The organism is Acidovorax sp. DMC1 (assembly GCF_056314325.1).
Map to the genome: position 1 here is coordinate 1 of NZ_JBQUYO010000009.1, position 16,215 is coordinate 16,215.

The 16,215-nt window shown below is 65.0% G+C and carries 11 protein-coding genes; all 11 read right to left on the reverse strand.

The annotated features are described in order from the left end of the window. The coding region (locus ACT531_RS17635; protein WP_476018254.1) for a DUF4347 domain-containing protein at nt 1–3,710 on the reverse strand (3,710 nt) is incomplete at its 3' end. Between the two features lie 332 nt (nt 3,711–4,042). Next, nucleotides 4,043–5,191 (reverse strand): galactonate dehydratase, encoded by a 1,149-nt coding sequence (dgoD, locus tag ACT531_RS17640; RefSeq protein ID WP_476018255.1) that lies wholly within the window; start codon nt 5,189–5,191, stop codon nt 4,043–4,045. A 57-nt stretch (nt 5,192–5,248) separates the two neighbouring features. Beyond that, the gene (locus ACT531_RS17645; RefSeq protein WP_116749616.1) at nt 5,249–5,908 is read right to left on the reverse strand and encodes a 2-dehydro-3-deoxy-6-phosphogalactonate aldolase; all 660 of its coding nucleotides are present in this window, start codon (nt 5,906–5,908) and stop codon (nt 5,249–5,251) included. Beyond that, nucleotides 5,905–6,954, reverse strand: coding sequence for a 2-dehydro-3-deoxygalactonokinase (locus ACT531_RS17650; protein ID WP_476018256.1), 1,050 nt, complete (start codon nt 6,952–6,954; stop codon nt 5,905–5,907). The genes ACT531_RS17645 and ACT531_RS17650 overlap by 4 nt, the downstream gene beginning before the upstream one ends. Nucleotides 6,955–6,965: 11 nt before the next feature. Continuing rightward, complete coding sequence (locus ACT531_RS17655; protein ID WP_476018257.1) at nt 6,966–7,904, reverse strand: dihydrodipicolinate synthase family protein; 939 nt, start codon at nt 7,902–7,904, stop codon at nt 6,966–6,968. A gap of 112 nt (nt 7,905–8,016) precedes the next feature. Beyond that, nucleotides 8,017–9,750: an IlvD/Edd family dehydratase gene (locus ACT531_RS17660; protein WP_476018258.1), complete on the reverse strand. Its 1,734-nt coding sequence runs from the start codon at nt 9,748–9,750 to the stop codon at nt 8,017–8,019. A 34-nt stretch (nt 9,751–9,784) separates the two neighbouring features. Further along, complete coding sequence (gene yjfF / locus ACT531_RS17665; RefSeq protein ID WP_476018259.1) at nt 9,785–10,822, reverse strand: galactofuranose ABC transporter, permease protein YjfF; 1,038 nt, start codon at nt 10,820–10,822, stop codon at nt 9,785–9,787. Then, the gene (locus ACT531_RS17670) at nt 10,819–11,865 is read right to left on the reverse strand and encodes an ABC transporter permease (RefSeq protein WP_476018260.1); all 1,047 of its coding nucleotides are present in this window, start codon (nt 11,863–11,865) and stop codon (nt 10,819–10,821) included. Before ACT531_RS17670 ends, yjfF begins: the two co-directional genes overlap by 4 nt. Then, nucleotides 11,858–13,399, reverse strand: a complete 1,542-nt coding sequence (locus tag ACT531_RS17675) for a sugar ABC transporter ATP-binding protein (protein WP_476018261.1) — start codon at nt 13,397–13,399, stop codon at nt 11,858–11,860. Before ACT531_RS17675 ends, ACT531_RS17670 begins: the two co-directional genes overlap by 8 nt. 8 nt (nt 13,400–13,407) lie before the next feature. Beyond that, the gene (gene mmsB, locus ACT531_RS17680; RefSeq protein WP_476018262.1) at nt 13,408–14,637 is read right to left on the reverse strand and encodes a multiple monosaccharide ABC transporter permease; all 1,230 of its coding nucleotides are present in this window, start codon (nt 14,635–14,637) and stop codon (nt 13,408–13,410) included. Nucleotide 14,638: 1 nt separating this feature from the next. Then, complete coding sequence (gene mmsA / locus ACT531_RS17685) at nt 14,639–16,156, reverse strand: multiple monosaccharide ABC transporter ATP-binding protein (RefSeq protein WP_476018263.1); 1,518 nt, start codon at nt 16,154–16,156, stop codon at nt 14,639–14,641. Nucleotides 16,157–16,215: the final 59 nt, after the last annotated feature.

A 16,215-nucleotide genomic window follows, 5' to 3' on the forward strand; every position in this document is an offset into this window, starting at 1 on the left:
GTAGGGCTGAGCACGAAGCCGATGGAGCCTACCGAGGGCTGCTCGCTGTCCTTGATGCCGTCTCCGTTGCCGTCTCCCGCTACAACCGTTCCTCCTGGGCCTGGGATACCCGGAACTTGGTCTTCCACTGCTGCAGGGATGCCGTCGTTGTCGGGCACCCCAGGCGCAGGAGGAGTGACAGGCGGTGTAACTGGAGGAGTCACGGGGGGCTCCGGGTCCACCGGTACGGCAGTGATTACTACGTCGAAGCTGTCGCTCACGCTGCCCCCGTGGCCATCGTTGGCAATTACTTCGACGGTGATAGTACTGGCCGCAGTGGGTGTGCCGCTGAAGGTGAGGGTGGCGGGATCGAAGCTCAGCCAGGCTGGCAGGGCGCCACCTCCAGCCAACTGGGCGCTGTATGTCAGCACATCGCCCACATCCACATCGGTGAAGGTGTTGGCAGCGAGGGTATAGCTGAACGCAAGGCCTTCGGTACCGCTGCGGTTGGGGATGGCATTGGCCACCGTGGGTGCATCGTTGGTGTTGCTGACGGTGATCTTGAAGGTGTCGGTCGCAGAGCCTCCGTTCCCATCGTTAACGGTCACATCGATTGACAGCACACCGACGTCTCCGTTGGCAGGGGTGCCACTGAAGGTGCGCGTGGCAGGATCGAAACTCAGCCACGCTGGAAGAGCGCCACCACCTGACAGCTGAGCGCTGTAGGTGAGGGTATCGCCTGTGTCCACATCTGCAAAAGCATTGGCGGGAATCTGAAAGGCGAGGGCAGCGTCCTCGGGGGCAATCTGGTCCGAGATGGGGTTGGCAACGGTAGGGATGTCGTTGACTGCTGTCAGTGTGAGCGTTTTGTCGCCAGCGGCGCTGCTCTTGGTACCGTCACTTACGGTGAAACTGATGGTGCGCGTACTGGTATCCGGGCTCTCAGACGTGTTGGTGTAGCTGGCCGCTCGCAGGGCAGCTTGCCATTGAGCCACTGTGGCCACGGAACCAGCTGAGCTCAGCGTCAACGCACCGGTGCCAGCGTTGTAGCTGCCCACAATGTTGCCGAACATCGTGCTGCTGGTATTCGTGAACAGCAGCAGGTCTTCCCCGCTGCGGAAGTTACCGGAGATCTGCACGGTGCCGCTGGACAGGGTGCTGTTGTCCAGGTCACTCACGCTCACGCCCGGGTCGACCTGCACGGGCCCCAGGCCTTCGGTGAAGGTGCCGCTGCCGCTGCTGTTGCTCAGCAGAGGTGTCTGGGTCACCGGCGTGACAGTGACCGTCCGGGTCTGAGTGGTGCTGTTGGTGGTGCCATCGTTGATGGTGAAGCTGATGGTCCGGGTAGACGAATTCGGCGTAACTGCCGTGTCGGTGTAGCACACGGTGCGCATGGCGGCCTGCCACTGGCTGAGCGTGGCGGTGGCGCCGGACGAGGCCATCGTCAGCACGCCGATGCCGGCGTTGTAGCTGGCGGTGATATTGCCGTAGAGCGCGCTATTGTTGTTGATGAAGATCAGTTGATCTTCGCCGCTGCGGAAGTTGCCAGTGATGGCCACGCTGGCGGAGGCTGCGGTGGTGTTGTCGATGTCGCTCAGGGTGAGGCCAGCGTCCACCACCACAGGCGTGGCGCTGGTGTTGTCACCCGCGGTGAAGGATGCCGAACCGCCGCTGGTGGTCAGGACCGGCGCGTCGTTCACCGGGACCACCGTGACGGTGGACGAGACGGCCAGCGGGGTCGTGTCCACGCCGCCATTGGCGGTGCCGCCGTTGTCGCGCAGGGAGGTCAGCGTGGCGGTGCGGTTCCCGCCGGTGGGGTTGTCGCTGGTGTTGAGGTAGGTGAGGCCGTTGACCAGCGTCTGGATATTGGCCTCGGTCAGCCCGGTACTCGAATTCAAGGAGATGGTGGCCACGCCGCCCGAGACGCTGACGGTGGCAGACAGCCCCCAGGCCGAGGTGGTGGTGCTGTTGACGATGGACCCATTGAACAGCGCCACCGAGGTGCCATCCACCGTCAGCACTTCACTCGATCCGTCGCTGACATTGTTGAGGGTCAGCGTCAGGCTGGAGAGTTTTTGGCCGAACTCCATGGTCGACACCGAGGTGCCGGTGAAGAGCAGGACGGCCGAGTTGTTCTCCGTGTAAGAGGGATTGAGGCCGGTCGAGGTCAATGTGGGGGCGTCATTGATGGTCTGGACCGCGACGGTGACCAGCGAGGAGGCACTGTTGTTCAGGCTATCGCCATCGTTCAGCGTGAATGTGACCGTGCGGGTCATGCTGCGCGGGTCATTGCCACTGTCAAACCCAATGCGGTCGATCAGGGCGGCCACCGACGTGGCAGTGGCGCTGCCATTGAAGCTGACCACCAGAGAGTCGGTGCCGGTCCCGCCGGTGTAGTTGCCGATGGTGACGCCGCCGTACGTGACCTGGCCGCCAGAGACGCCGATCTGCCCCGCGGCGGTCCCTTCATTCACGATCACCAGCCGGTCAACGCCGTCGAGTCGATTGCCGATGATTTGGACTGTGAGGTTGCCTCCCTGGAAATCGGTGCTGTCTCCGTCGGTGACGGTGACATTGAGGCCCGCGTCCAGCAGAACCGGCCCCGACTTCTCGACGTAGGTCACCGAGTCGCCATTGAGGTTGCCAATGACGGGCGGCACGTTGGGGGTGATGCCCGCCGAGACATTGATGTCGTCCATAAAGACGGCCACCCCGGCGGCGCCATTTTGCAGAACGATTCGGACCTCATCGACGTACTGCCAAGGCGTACCGCTGACGGACACCGTGATGCCAACGGACGAAGTGCTGTAGTTGGGAAGGGTGAAATCCTGGGTGGCCCCGGTCACCGCCACGCCATCCAGATATCCGACCAGCCGATAGTTCAGGTTGGGACCTGAGAAGTGCTCCAAGGTGATTGAGTTGAACTTGAAGGGATCGCCAGTTGCGGATTTGAAAACAATCGCTGTGGTGGTACCACCACCACCGTCCTGTACGAGAAGAGCTCCATCGCCAGTGTTGGCCAGGACCGTTTGAATTGGGTCATTGGTGATCCAGATGGACCCGTTGGAATCCACGCTTCCGCCGAATTTGAGGGTCTGAAAGGTCCAGCCATTAAAGCCGTAAGACCCGGTGGAACTCACCAGATCCGACTGATTCGCGCTGCTGAAGGCGTAGGTGTCGAACGTTTCATAGAAGGGGGCCGCTAGGAGTGCCTGGTAACCGGCCACCAAAGCCGCATCCGCAGCCAGTCCTGGCGCTTCGATGGCGCCAGTGCTCCGCTCCAGCGTCCAGTTGCCGCCGAGTGCTGTCGATCCGGTGTTGTCGATGGAACCGGCAACGTCAGCCCCAGTGATGGATGCAATGCTCTCCAGCAGTGCTCGGCCTGCCTCTCCGTCCGCCACCTTGCACCCGTAGAAAAGCAAATCGCCATCCGCAGCAAGCGATTCGCCAATCTGCTTGAGATCGTTCTGATGGTCTTGAATGTTTTGCATGGAAAGCCATGCGGCCCCTGCCTGTATGGCGCCCGGGCTACCATGCGAAACCAGTGCGATCGATTCAATACCATGCCGCCCGGCAACATATTCGGCCATCTGTGCAATGCCGTTTTTGCTTCCGTCCAAGACGATCACCTCAACACCCGGAGGCAGGTTTTGAACGAGCTGATCGACTCCCTTCAACTGGCCATCAATGAAAACCAGGCTTGTCCGCAAACCTTGGGGCAAGGCCTCCATCGGTGTTCCGGAAAATTCCGTACCAGAGGCAGGGAGCGGGAGTGCCCCGCCATTGGGGAGCTTAGGCATGTTCAGAAGCATCGACTTACTCTTTGGAGCGCTGCAGGCCACAGAGGCCCTAGGCTATTTGAATCAAAGCGCCGCATTTTGTCGAATGGGGCGTGTAACGACAAGATTTTGTTTGTATCTGAACAGTGCCCGTGAGTTCTTGCGTTCCTGAATGCCAGTTACAAATATTGCGCTGAAATCTGGAGGCGTCTTCCGATAACGTGAGCATGCCGACGCCGACCGTTACGGGTCATGTCGCGTGTGACGCCATGCTTCCAATCCCTCTACCACTCCGCAAAACTCCCATCCCGATGACGCCACACCGGATTCCTCCACCGGTGCCCTTCCTGCGCTCTTTCGCGCACATAAGCCTCGTCTACCTCAATGCCCAACCCCGGTCCGTTCGGTATCGCCACCATCCCGCCTTCGTACGCAAACACCTCGGGGTTGGACACATAGTCCATCAGGTCGTTGGCTTGGTTGTAGTGGATGCCCAGGCTTTGTTCCTGGATGAATGCGTTGTAGCAAACCGCATCCAGCTGCAGGTTGGCCGCCAGGGCAATGGGGCCCAGGGGGCAGTGCAGGGCCAGGGCCACGTCGTAGGCCTCGGCCATGCTGGCGATCTTGCGGGTTTCGGTGATGCCGCCTGCGTGCGACGGGTCGGGCTGGATGATGTCGGCATAGCCGCCTTGCAGCACGCGCTTGAAGTCCCAGCGCGAGTACAGGCGCTCGCCCAGGGCGATGGGGGTGGATGAGATGCGGGCGATCTCCTTCAGCGCCTCTTCGTGTTCGCTCAGCACAGGCTCTTCGATGAACATGAGCTTGTAGGGCTCCAGCTCCTTGACCAGCACCTTGGCCATGGGCCGGTGCACGCGGCCGTGAAAGTCCACGCCAATCCCCACATTCGGCCCCACGGCCTCGCGCACGGCGGCCACGTTTTGAAGGCAGCGCTCCACCTTGTCGTGGCTGTCCACGTACTGCACCTCTTCGGTGCCGTTCATCTTCACGGCCGTGAAGCCGCGCGCCACGGCGGCCTGGGCAGCGGCGGCCGTCTCGCTGGGGCGGTCTCCGCCAATCCAGCTGTAGACCTTGATGCGGCTGCGCACATGGCCCCCCAGCAGCTCGGACACGGGCACGCCCAGCGCCTTGCCCTTGATGTCCCACAGCGCCTGGTCGATGCCGGCCAGCGCGCTCATGTGCACGCCGCCGCCCCGGTAAAAGCCGCCCCGGTACAGCACGGTCCAGTGGTCTTCGATGTGGCGTGGGTCTTTGCCAATGAGGTAGTCGGCCAGTTCATCGACCGCAGCGGCCACGGTGTGCGCGCGACCTTCCAGCACGGGCTCGCCCCAGCCGGTGATGCCTTCGTCGGTTTCTATTTTGAGGAAGCACCAGCGCGGCGGGACGATGAACGTGGTGAGTCGGGTGATCTTCATGGGGACGGGCAGTCGGTTCAGAAATGCTGGGTTGTCTGGAACGAGTAAGGGGGCGGTTCAGGCCGTGGCGGGCGCTGTGCCAAAGGACGCCTGCCACGCCCGCGCAAACGCTGCAGCCTTGTGCGCCACCTCGGGGGCCTGGTCACCGGGCCGGTACAGGGCCGATCCCAGGCCAAAGCCGCTGGCGCCAGCGGCCGCATAGGGCGCGATGCTCTCGGGCACGATGCCGCCCACGGGCACCAGCGCCATGGGCGGCGTGATGACGGCGCGCCAGGCCTTGAGCACATGGGGCGGCAGCGCCTCGGCAGGGAACAGCTTGAGCATGTTGGCGCCCGCTGCCAGCGCGGCATAGGCCTCGGTCAGCGTGGCCACGCCGGGCGCGCAGGCCATGCCGGCAGCGCGGGCGGCCCGGATCACATCGGGGTCGCTGTGGGGCATGACGATGATCTGCCCGCCGGCTGCCGCCACATCGGCCACGGCATCGATGGAGAGCACGGTGCCTGCGCCCACGAGGCAGTCGGCGGGCAGTGCATCGCGCAGCGCGCGGATGCTGGCCAGCGGCTCGGGGGAGTTGAGCGGCACTTCGATGATGCGGAACCCTGCGTCGTACAGCGCGTGGCCGATGGCCACCACCTCGTGCGGCTGCACGCCGCGCAGGATGGCGATTAGCCCGCAGCGCTGCAGGATGTGGAACAGGGCTTTGTCGATGGGGTTCATGCAGCCAGGCTCCCGGCGGTGAAGGGGTGTGAGGGGGAGGGTGCGGGCGCAACGACCAGCCCTGCCGCCAGCGCGATCTGCCACAGCCCGGTGGCCGTGGCTTGCGTGGCGATGGTGGGGGCGGCAAAGCCATGGGTCTGCAGCGCGACGGCGTAGCGGCGGCACAGGTCGGGCTCGCCGCACAGCACCAGCGTTTGTGTTGTTGTTGGGGTTTGATCCTGTGCGCGGCTCAGGCTGGCGACCTCGTGCCCGATCAGCAGGCCCGAGAGGTAGTCCGCTTGCGCGGTAGGCGCCAGCGCGCCGGTCAGCCCCAGCGTGCGGGTGCTGAAGATGTGCGAAAGCAGTCCCAGCGCGGCATCGCTGCCCCGCGCCACCTCCAGCCCGCGCGCAAAGGCATCGTCGTCGGGGGCCGCTGCGGCCTGCATGGTCTTGCCCAGAATCGTGTGGCCGCGCAGTGCGGCAAACACCTCGCCGGTCATGAAGGTGTGGAACTGCTCGATGCGGCCCCGGCGTGCCAGCACCCATTTGCTGTGGGTGCCGGGCAGGCCGATGAGCACGGGCGCATCTGCAGGCAGCGCAAGGCCTGCCAGCACGCCCAGCACCTGGGTTTCTTCGCCACGCATCACGTTGGGCAGCGCGCCCTGCTGCAACAGGCCCGGCACGATGTGCAGCGGCGGGCCGTCGCGCCGCTCCACCAGCGTCAGGCCCCGCGCCAGTGCATCGAGCGAGGTGGGCGTGGGCAGGTACTTGGCCTCGCGCCAGCCCTGGGCGCTGCCCACCATGCCGCAGGCCAGCAGAGGCAGGCCGGGTGTGGCGGCCAGCCAGTCGCCGCAGGTGTCTTGCAGTGCGCGTTCAAACGCGGCGCCGGGCTCGCCGTCTGCCACGCTCGCGGTGGTGGGGGGCAGGTTCATGATGCCCCAGGGGCGGTGCCGCGTCTCCAGCACCTCGCTATGCGCGCCCATGCGGAAGGCGCGCAATGCGCTGGTGCCCCAGTCCAGGGCAATCAGGCCCGCCTCGGCGGGCACGAGAAAACGTGCAGGCACCATGGGTGTCCTGCTTAACGCGCCCAGCGCAGCACCAGCGGGTCCAGCCGCCGCGCGATGTCGATCAGGCCGCGCCGCACCTCGGGGTGCATGGCCGGGAATGGGTGGCGGCCTGCCTCGCAGGCGATCACGCCGCCTTCCTTCATCAGTGCCTTGGCCGTGAGGATGCCGCCCTGGCGGTTTTCGTGGTTGATGAGGGGCAACCAGCGCTGGTAGAGCGCAAACGCCTGGTCCATGTCACCCTGGCGGTGGGCTTCGATGATGGGGCGAATGCCGTCAGGGAACGCGCCGCCCGTCATCGCGCCCGTGGCGCCCGCATCCAGGTCGGCCAGCAGGGTGATGGCTTCTTCACCGTCCCACGGGCCTTCGATGGCGTCTCCACCCAGGCGGATCAGCTCGCGCAGCTTGCTGGCGGCGCCGGGCACTTCGATCTTGAAGTAGGCCAGGTTTTCAATCTCTTGCGCCATGCGGGCCAGGAAGGGGGTCGAAAGCACGGTGCCGCTGGCGGGTGCGTCCTGCACCATGATCGGGATGCTGATGGCGTCGGATACACGGGCATAGAACTCGTAGATCTGCGCCTCGGGCACGCGGAAGGTGGCGCCGTGGTAGGGCGGCATGATCATCACCATGGCTGCGCCCATGTCCTGCGCGGCGCGGCTGCGCTCGACGCATACACGGGTGCCGTAGTGGGTGGTGGTGACGATGACGGGCACGCGGCCCGCCACATGCTCCAGCGATGTGCGGGTGAGGACTGCGCGCTCGGCATCGGACAGCGAGAACTGCTCGGAGAAGTTGGCCAGGATGCAGACGCCATCCACACCGGCGTCGATCATGAAGTCGAGGCAGCGCTTCTGGCTGTCGAGGTCGAGGGTGCCGTCTTCGTGGAAGGTGGTGGGCACGACGGGGAAGATGCCTCGGTAGCGAGGGTTCTGGAGGGAATGGGTGGCTTGCATGGCGGGTGCGGGTAAGAATTTGAGTGAAATGTGCCTATAGCGTTAGTCGAATATGCACTGGCAGCTATTGAATCTGTAGCAATTGAGCGCTGCGAGCGTCTCAAAGGGCACATCAATGCGAGTGGCGGGGCACGGCAGCCCCCCGGCAGCCGACCAGAAAGTCGAAGTCGCAGCCATCGTCCGCCTGCAGCACGTGGTCCACGTACAGGCGCTGGTAGCCGCCGCGCCCGCCGTTGTCGGTGCCCGCCAAGGCAGCCAGGCGCGCGGCCAGTTCCTCGTCGCTGATATCCAGGTGCAACCGGCCGTTCTCGCAGTCCAGCTCAATGAAGTCGCCATCGCGCACGGCAGCCAGGGGGCCACCGGCTGCCGCCTCGGGCGCCACGTGCAGCACCACGGTGCCGTAGGCGGTGCCGCTCATGCGGGCGTCGGAGATGCGCACCATGTCCTTTACGCCCTGACGCAGCAGCTTGGGTGGCAGACCCATGTTGCCCACCTCGGCCATGCCGGGGTAGCCCTTGGGGCCGCAGTTCTTAAGCACCATCACGCAGCTGGCGTCGATGTCCAGGTTTTCATCGACGATGCGCTCCTTGTAGTGCTCCAGGTTCTCGAACACCACCGCACGGCCCCGGTGCTTGAGCAGCTCGGGCGATGCGGCCGAGGGCTTAAGCACCGCGCCACGCGGCGCCAGGTTGCCGCGCAGAATGCAGATGCCGCCGTCGGCAATCAGCGGGTTGTTGATGGGGCGGATGACTTCGTCGTTGTACTGCGGTGCTTCGCGCACGTTGCCCCACAGGCTCTTGCCGTTGACGGTGAGCGCGTTGGGGTGGGGCAGCAGGCCGTTCTCACCCAGGCGGCGCAGCACGGCGGGCAGGCCGCCCGCGTAGTAGAACTCTTCCATCAGGAAGCGGCCCGAGGGCTGCAGGTCCACCAGCGTGGGCGTGCCCCGGCCGATGCGGGTCCAGTCCTCCAGGTCCAGCTGCACGCCGATGCGGCCCGCAATGGCCTTCAGGTGGATGACGGCGTTGGTGGAGCCGCCGATGGCCGCGTTGGTGCGGATGGCGTTCTCGAACGCTTCGCGGGTCAGGATCTTGGACAGGCGCAGGTCCTCGTGCGCCATCTCCACAATGCGCTTGCCAGACATATGGGCCAGCACATAGCGGCGCGAGTCCACGGCCGGTATGGCTGCGTTGTGCGGCAGCGAGGTGCCCAGCGACTCGGCCATGCAGGCCATGGTGCTGGCCGTGCCCATGGTGTTGCAGGTGCCGGCGGAGCGGGACATGCCCGCCTCGGCCGCAAAGAACTGGTGCTCGTTGATCTCGCCCGCCTTCAGCGATTCATGCAGGCGCCACACGGCCGTGCCCGAGCCGATGTCCTTGCCGTCGAGCTTGCCGTTGAGCATGGGCCCGCCCGTGACCACGATGGCAGGCACATCGCAGCTGGCCGCGCCCATCAGCAGCGCGGGCGTGGTCTTGTCGCAGCCCACCAGCAGCACCACGGCGTCGATGGGGTTGCCCCGAATGGCCTCTTCCACATCCATGCTGGCCAGGTTGCGGGTGAGCATGGCCGTGGGGCGCAGATTGGATTCGCCGTTGGAGAACACCGGGAATTCGACGGGGAAGCCGCCTGCCTCGTAAATGCCGCGTTTCACATGCTCGGCAATCTTGCGAAAGTGAGCATTGCACGGGGTCAGCTCGGACCAGGTGTTGCAGATGCCGATCACGGGGCGGCCGTCGAACGCGTGGTCGGGGATGCCCTGGTTCTTCATCCAGCTGCGGTACATGAAGCCGTTCTTATCGGCCGTGCCGAACCATTCGGCGGAGCGGAGTTTGCGCTTGGGGGTGGTCATGGTGGGGTGCGAGAGAAAGAGGAGAAATGAAGAGTCAACGGGCCTTGCCCGAGCGGCGCGAAAGCAGCCGCTGCAGCAGACAGAAAGCGAACAGCAGCACACCAACGACGATGCGTGTCCACCAGGAGCTGAGCGTGCCGTCGAAGGAAATCAGGGTCTGGATGATTCCGAGCATGAGCACGCCAAACAGCGTGCCCGCCACATAGCCCACGCCACCCGTGAGCAGCGTGCCGCCGATGACCACGGCGGCAATTGCGTCCAGCTCCATGCCCACGGCATGCAGGCCGTAGCCCGACAGCATGTAGAACGTGAACACCACGCCCGCCAGCGCCGAGCAAAAGCCCGACAGCGTGTACACGCCAATGAGCGTGCGGCGCACCGGCAGGCCCATGAGCACAGCCGAGTGCTCGCTGCCGCCCACCGCATACACGTTGCGGCCAAACGGCGTGCAGTGCGCCACAAACAGGGCCACCAGCAGCACGGCGATGGCGATGAGCGCGCCCAGCGAGAGGGATGCGCCTTCCCACAGCGGCAGTCGCCACTGCGCCAGCTCCGAATAGCCTTCGTGGGTGATGCTGATCGAGTCGATGCTGATCAGGTAGCACAGCCCGCGCGCCAGGAACATGCCCGCCAGCGTGACGATGAAGGGCTGCAGCCGAAAGCGCTCGATGAGGAAGCCCATGAACGCGCCAAACGCCGTGCCCATCAGCAGCACCACCGGGATGGCGACCATCGGGTTCCAGCCCCGGTGTTCCACCAGTGCGGCCAGCACCATGGTGGTGAGCGCCACCACCGAGCCCACCGAGAGGTCGATGCCGCCGGACAGGATCACAAACGTCATGCCCACCGCCACGATGATGAGGAAGGCGTTGTCGATCAGCAGATTGAGAAACACCTGGGCCGAGAAGAACCCGGTGTACAGCACCGAGCCCAGCGTGGCCATGGCTACGAACAGCGAGATGGTGGCGGCCAGCGGCAGGTACTTGGGGTTGAACCGCGCGCGCGCAGCTGCGGCCGGTGGGGCAGGGTGGCTCATGGTGCTGAAGCCTGTGGTCTTGGGCACTGCGCTCATTGCAGGGCTCCCGTGCCGGGGCGGCGCGCCAGGGCGCCCACTTGCGCCCGGAACTCGGGCGACTGCAGCAGCATCACGATGAACACCACCACGGCTTTCACCACCAGGTTGATCTCGGGCGGCACGCCCAGCGAGTAGATGGCGTAGGTCAGCGTCTGGATGATGAGCGCACCGATCACGCTGCCCACCAGGCTGAAGCGCCCGCCGGTGAGGGCGGTGCCACCCAGCGTAACGGCCAGGATGGCGTCCAGCTCCAGCAGCTGCCCGGCGTTGTTGCCGTCCGCGCTCTTCACGTTGGAGCTGATCAGCAACCCCGCAATACCCGCGCACACACCGCAGAACACATAGGCCGCCACGATAAGCCGCCCCGCCTGCACGCCCGCCACCCGCGCCGCTGTGGGGTTGATGCCCACTGTCTGGATAAACAGGCCCAGCGCCGTGCGCGTGATGGCGAGGTACAGCACCACGAAGACTGCGGCCACTACGAACACAGAGAACGGCAGCCCTGCCAGGTACCCACCGCCCATGAAGAAGTAGGGCGTGTAGTAGATGGTGATGATCTGCCCGTCAGTGATCAGCTGGGCAATGCCCCGGCCCGCCACCATGAGGATCAGCGTGGCAATGATGGGCTGCATGCCCACCTTGGCAACCAGCACGCCATTCCACAGCCCGCACAGCAGCGCCACGCCAATTGCGCCCAGAATGGCGACCGGGAGCGGAAACCGGCTTTCGGTGCCTGACACCGAGCCGCCAATCAGCCACGCGGCCACTGCCGCTGCAATGGCCACCGTCGCACCCACCGAGATATCGATGCCACGTGTGGCGATCACCAGCGTCATGCCCAGCGACACCAGCACCAAAGGTGCGGCGCGGTTCAGGATGTCGATGAGGCTGCCGTACAGGTGTCCGTCGCGCCATTCGATGTGCAGGAAGCTGCTGTTGAAAACCGTGTTCACGATGAGCAGCAGTGCCAGCGTGATCAGGGGCCAGGCCAGACGGTGGCGCAGCAGGGCCACCAGAAGGGAGGGGGAACGTTCAGACATGTTCGGCAGCAATCAGGTCGTAGACGGCGTCTTCGCTGCTGCCTGCGGGCAGCTCACCCACCTTGTGGCGGTCGCGGAGCACCACGATGCGGTGCGCCACGCGCACCACCTCGCTCATTTCGGAAGAGATGAACAGCACGGCCATGCCCGCCTGGGCCAGGCGCAGGATCTGGTCCATGATTTCCTGCTTGGCGGCCACGTCGATGCCGCGCGTGGGTTCGTCCAGGATGAGCAGGCGCGGTTCGATGGCCATCCAGCGCGCAAGGATGACCTTTTGCTGGTTGCCGCCCGAGAGCAGGCCGATGGGCTTGTCCACCGTCTCGGTCTTGATGCCCAGCAGCTTCACATAGCGCTCGGCCAGCGCCGTCTGCTCGGCGCGCGAAAGGAACTTGCTCACACCCATGCGCGCCTGCAGCGCCAGCGCAATGTTCTCGCGCACCGACAGTTCCGCCACGATGCCGTCGGTCTTGCGCTCTTCAGGGCACAGGGCCAGGCCATGGCGGATCGCATCCATGGGGTTGGCGAACTTCACCACCTGCCCGTCGATGCGCAGCGCGCCCCGGTCAGGCTGCTCCAGGCCGAACAGCAGGCGCGCCAGCTCGGTGCGGCCCGATCCCAGCAAGCCCGCCAGGCCCACCACCTCTCCCGCGCGGATCTGCAGGTCCAGCGGCTGCAATTGCGTGTCTTGTCCCAGGCCCTCGGCTTGCAGCAGCGTGGCTTGACGGCTGTCCACGGAGGGCGCTGGTGCGGGTTGCTCCGACGCTGCGGCCAGGTCGCGGCCCAGCATGGCGGCGATCAGCGCTTGTGGCCCCAGGTCTTTGGCCAGCCACTCGCCGACCCAGCTGCCGTTGCGCAGCACGGAGATGCGGTCGGACACGGCATACACCTGGTTCAGGAAATGCGTCACAAAAACGATGGCCAGTCCCTCGCTGCGCAGGCGCCGCAGCACCTCGAAGAGCTTTTGCACTTCGTCGTCGTCCAGGCTGGAGGTGGGCTCATCCAGGATCAACACACGCGATTCGATGCTGAGTGCGCGCGCAATCGCCACCAGCTGTTGCACGGCCACGGGGTAGTTCGACAGCAGGCGCGTCACGTCGATCTGCAGGCCGATGCGCGCCACCAGATCGCGGGCGCGCTGGTGCAGCGTGGCCCAGTCGATGCGAAAGCCCTGCGCGATGCCGCAGCGCGGGTAGCGGCCTGCAAAGATGTTCTCGGCCACCGAGAGGTTGGGGCAGAGGTTGACCTCCTGGTACACCGTGCTGATGCCCAGGCGCTGCGCGGCCAGGGGCGAGTCGGGCCACACGGCTTCCCCTCCCAGCCGCATCTGGCCGCCGCTGGCCTCCAACACGCCTGTCAGCACCTTGATCAGTGTGGACTTGCCCGCACCGTTCTGCCCCATCAGCGCATGGATCTCGCCAGGGTAGAGGTTGAGCTGCACATCGCGCAGCACGGGGATGCCCGCAAACTGCTTGTGGATGCCCGAGAGCTGAAGCACCGGGGCTGCAGCAGGGGCGTGAGCGGTGGATGCGTCCATGGCAGCCGTCATGCCTTGTTCTTGTTGTAAACGTCCACGAGCACGGCGGCCAGCAGCACCACGCCCTTGATGACCTGCTGGTAGTCGATGCCGATGCCCAGGATGGACATGCCGTTGTTCATCACGCCCATCACAAAGGCGCCGATGACCGCGCCCATCACCTTGCCCACGCCGCCCGATGCAGAGGCGCCGCCGATGAAGCAGGCTGCAATCACGTCCAGCTCAAAACCCAGGCCCGCCTTGGGCGTGGCGGTGTTGAGGCGCGCCGCAAACACCAGCCCGGCCAGGGCCGCCAGCACGCCCATGTTGATGAAGGCATACAGCGTGAGCCGCTCGGTCTTGATGCCCGAGAGCTTGGCCGCCTTCTCGTTGCCGCCCATGGCATAGATGCGGCGGCCGATGGTGGTGCGGCTGGTGACAAAGTCGAACAACACGATCAGCAGCGCCATCACGATGAGCACATTGGGCAGGCCCTTGTACGAAGCGAGCAGGTAGCTGAAGTACACCAGCAGCCCACCAAACACTACGGTGCGGGCGATAAACAAACCTGCGGGCTCCGTCTGCACGCCATGGCGCAGGCGGTTGGCGCGCTGGCGCAGTCCGCCCACGGCCAGGGCCGCAGCCACGGCCGCACCCAACAGCAGCGAGGTCATGCGCAGCCCTTCCACGCTGAACAGGTCGGGAATAAAGCCCGAGCTGAGCATCTGGAATGCCGAGGGGAACGGCCCCACCGACTGACCCGCCAGAAGCGCCAGCGCCAGGCCCTTGAACACCAGCATGCCCGCCAACGTGACGATGAACGAGGGGATGCGCGAGAAGGCCACAAACCCGCCTTGAATGGCGCCGATGAGCCCGCCGCACAGCAGGCACACCAGCGTGGCGGGCACAAAGTGCCAGTTGTACTCAACCATCAGCACCGCTGCCAGCGCGCCGATGAAGCCACACACCGAGCCCACCGACAGGTCGATGTGCCCGGCCACGATGACCAGCAACATGCCCAGCGCCATGATGACGATGTAGCTGTTCTGCAGCACCAGGTTGGTTAGGTTCAAGGGCTGCATCAGCGTGCCCTCGGTCATGTACTGGAAGAAGCCCATGATGGCCACCAGCGTGATCAACATGCCGTATTCGCGCAGGTTGTGCTGCAGGTGGTGCAGCAGCGATTTGTCGTGCCGCGCCGTTGCTGTCGGGTTTCCGTCTGCCAGCGTGCTGGCGGGAGGATGGGGGGTCTGGCTCATATCAACTGGCTTTCACAATCGCTCGCATGATTCGTTCTTGGGATGCTTCGGCGGTGGGCATCTCGGCCACAAAGCGGCCTTCGTTCATCACATAGATGCGGTCCGTGATGCCCAGCAACTCGGGCATTTCGGAGGAGATCACGATCACACACTTGCCCTCGGCCGCCAGCTGGGCGATGAGGGTGTAGATCTCGTACTTGGCGCCCACGTCGATGCCGCGTGTGGGCTCGTCGAGGATGAGCACCTCGGGGCTGGTGAACAGCCATTTGCTCAGTACCACCTTTTGCTGATTGCCGCCCGACAGGTTCAGCGTCTTCTGGTCCACGCCCGAGCAGCGGATGCGCAGCTTCTCGCGGTAGTCTTGCGCCACGCGGTGTTCCTGGCCGCTGTCGATCACGCTGGCGAACGACACGCCCGGCAGGTTGGCCAGCGAGGTGTTGAACTGGATGTCTTCGTTCAGCACCAGGCCATTGCCCTTGCGGTCTTCGGTCACATAGGCCAGGCCGTGGCGCACGGCTTTCTCCACCGTGCTCACATCGATGGGCTGGCCGTGCAGCCGCACTTCGCCGCTGATGCGCTGGCCCCAGGAGCGGCCGAAGAGGCTCATGGCCAGCTCGGTGCGGCCTGCGCCCATCAGGCCCGCAATGCCCACAATCTCGCCGCGCCGCACATTCAGGTCGATGCCTTTGAGGTGCTCGCGGTCGCTGCGCTGCGGGTGGTGGGCGCGCCAGTTGCGCACCTCAAAAACAATGTCGCCCACTTGCGGCTGGCGCTGGGGATAGCGGTCGCTCATCTCGCGGCCCACCATGGCCTGGATCACGCGGTCTTCGCTCACCGGGCCCTCGCGGCAGTCCAGCATCTGCACGGTGCTGCCATCGCGCAGCACGGTGATGGCATCGGCCACGCGCGAAATTTCGTTGAGCTTGTGCGAGATCAGGATGCAGGTAATGCCCTGGGCTTTCAGCTCCAGCAGCAGGTCCAGCAGCGCCTGGCTGTCGTTCTCGTTGAGGCTGGCGGTGGGCTCGTCCAGGATCAGCAGGCGCACCTTGCGCGACAGCGCCTTGGCAATCTCCACCAGCTGCTGCTTGCCCACGCCCAGTTGGCCCACCGGGGTGTCGGGTGATTCGCGCAGGCCCACCTTGTGCAGCAGCGCCTGGGCGCGGCTGTGGGCGGCCATCCAGTCGATGACGCCGTGGCGCGCGGTTTCGTTGCCCAGGAAGATGTTCTCGGCAATCGACAGCAGCGGCACCAGCGCCAGCTCTTGGTGAATGATGATGATGCCCAGGTGCTCGCTGTCGCGGATGCCTGCAAACTCGCGCTCTTGCCCGTCGAACAGGATCTGGCCGCTGTAACTGCCGTGGGGGTACACACCCGACAGCACCTTCATCAGCGTGGATTTGCCCGCCCCGTTTTCGCCGACGATGGCATGGATCTCCCCGGCCTGCACCTGCAGGTTGACCTGGTTCAGCGCCACCACGCCGGGGAAGGTTTTGCGGATGTTCCGCATTTCAAGAAGCATGGTCTCTCAGTCTGTTGGTGGGGCCTCTGGCCCCATCCCGGTTGCAGGCCGCCTGCGCT

What these genes read in the sequence shown, in the direction of transcription:
- ACT531_RS17655 (WP_476018257.1), bottom strand. Translation starts at nt 7,904, where the DNA reads ATGCAAGCCACCCATTCCCTCCAGAACCCTCGCTACCGAGGCATCTTC.
- mmsB (WP_476018262.1), bottom strand. Translation starts at nt 14,637, where the DNA reads ATGAGCCAGACCCCCCATCCTCCCGCCAGCACGCTGGCAGACGGAAAC.
- ACT531_RS17645 (WP_116749616.1), bottom strand. Translation starts at nt 5,908, where the DNA reads ATGAACCCCATCGACAAAGCCCTGTTCCACATCCTGCAGCGCTGCGGG.
- ACT531_RS17670 (WP_476018260.1), bottom strand. Translation starts at nt 11,865, where the DNA reads ATGTCTGAACGTTCCCCCTCCCTTCTGGTGGCCCTGCTGCGCCACCGT.
- ACT531_RS17675 (WP_476018261.1), bottom strand. Translation starts at nt 13,399, where the DNA reads ATGGACGCATCCACCGCTCACGCCCCTGCTGCAGCCCCGGTGCTTCAG.
- yjfF (WP_476018259.1), bottom strand. Translation starts at nt 10,822, where the DNA reads ATGAGCGCAGTGCCCAAGACCACAGGCTTCAGCACCATGAGCCACCCT.
- ACT531_RS17650 (WP_476018256.1), bottom strand. Translation starts at nt 6,954, where the DNA reads ATGGTGCCTGCACGTTTTCTCGTGCCCGCCGAGGCGGGCCTGATTGCC.
- ACT531_RS17660 (WP_476018258.1), bottom strand. Translation starts at nt 9,750, where the DNA reads ATGACCACCCCCAAGCGCAAACTCCGCTCCGCCGAATGGTTCGGCACG.
- mmsA (WP_476018263.1), bottom strand. Translation starts at nt 16,156, where the DNA reads ATGCTTCTTGAAATGCGGAACATCCGCAAAACCTTCCCCGGCGTGGTG.
- dgoD (WP_476018255.1), bottom strand. Translation starts at nt 5,191, where the DNA reads ATGAAGATCACCCGACTCACCACGTTCATCGTCCCGCCGCGCTGGTGC.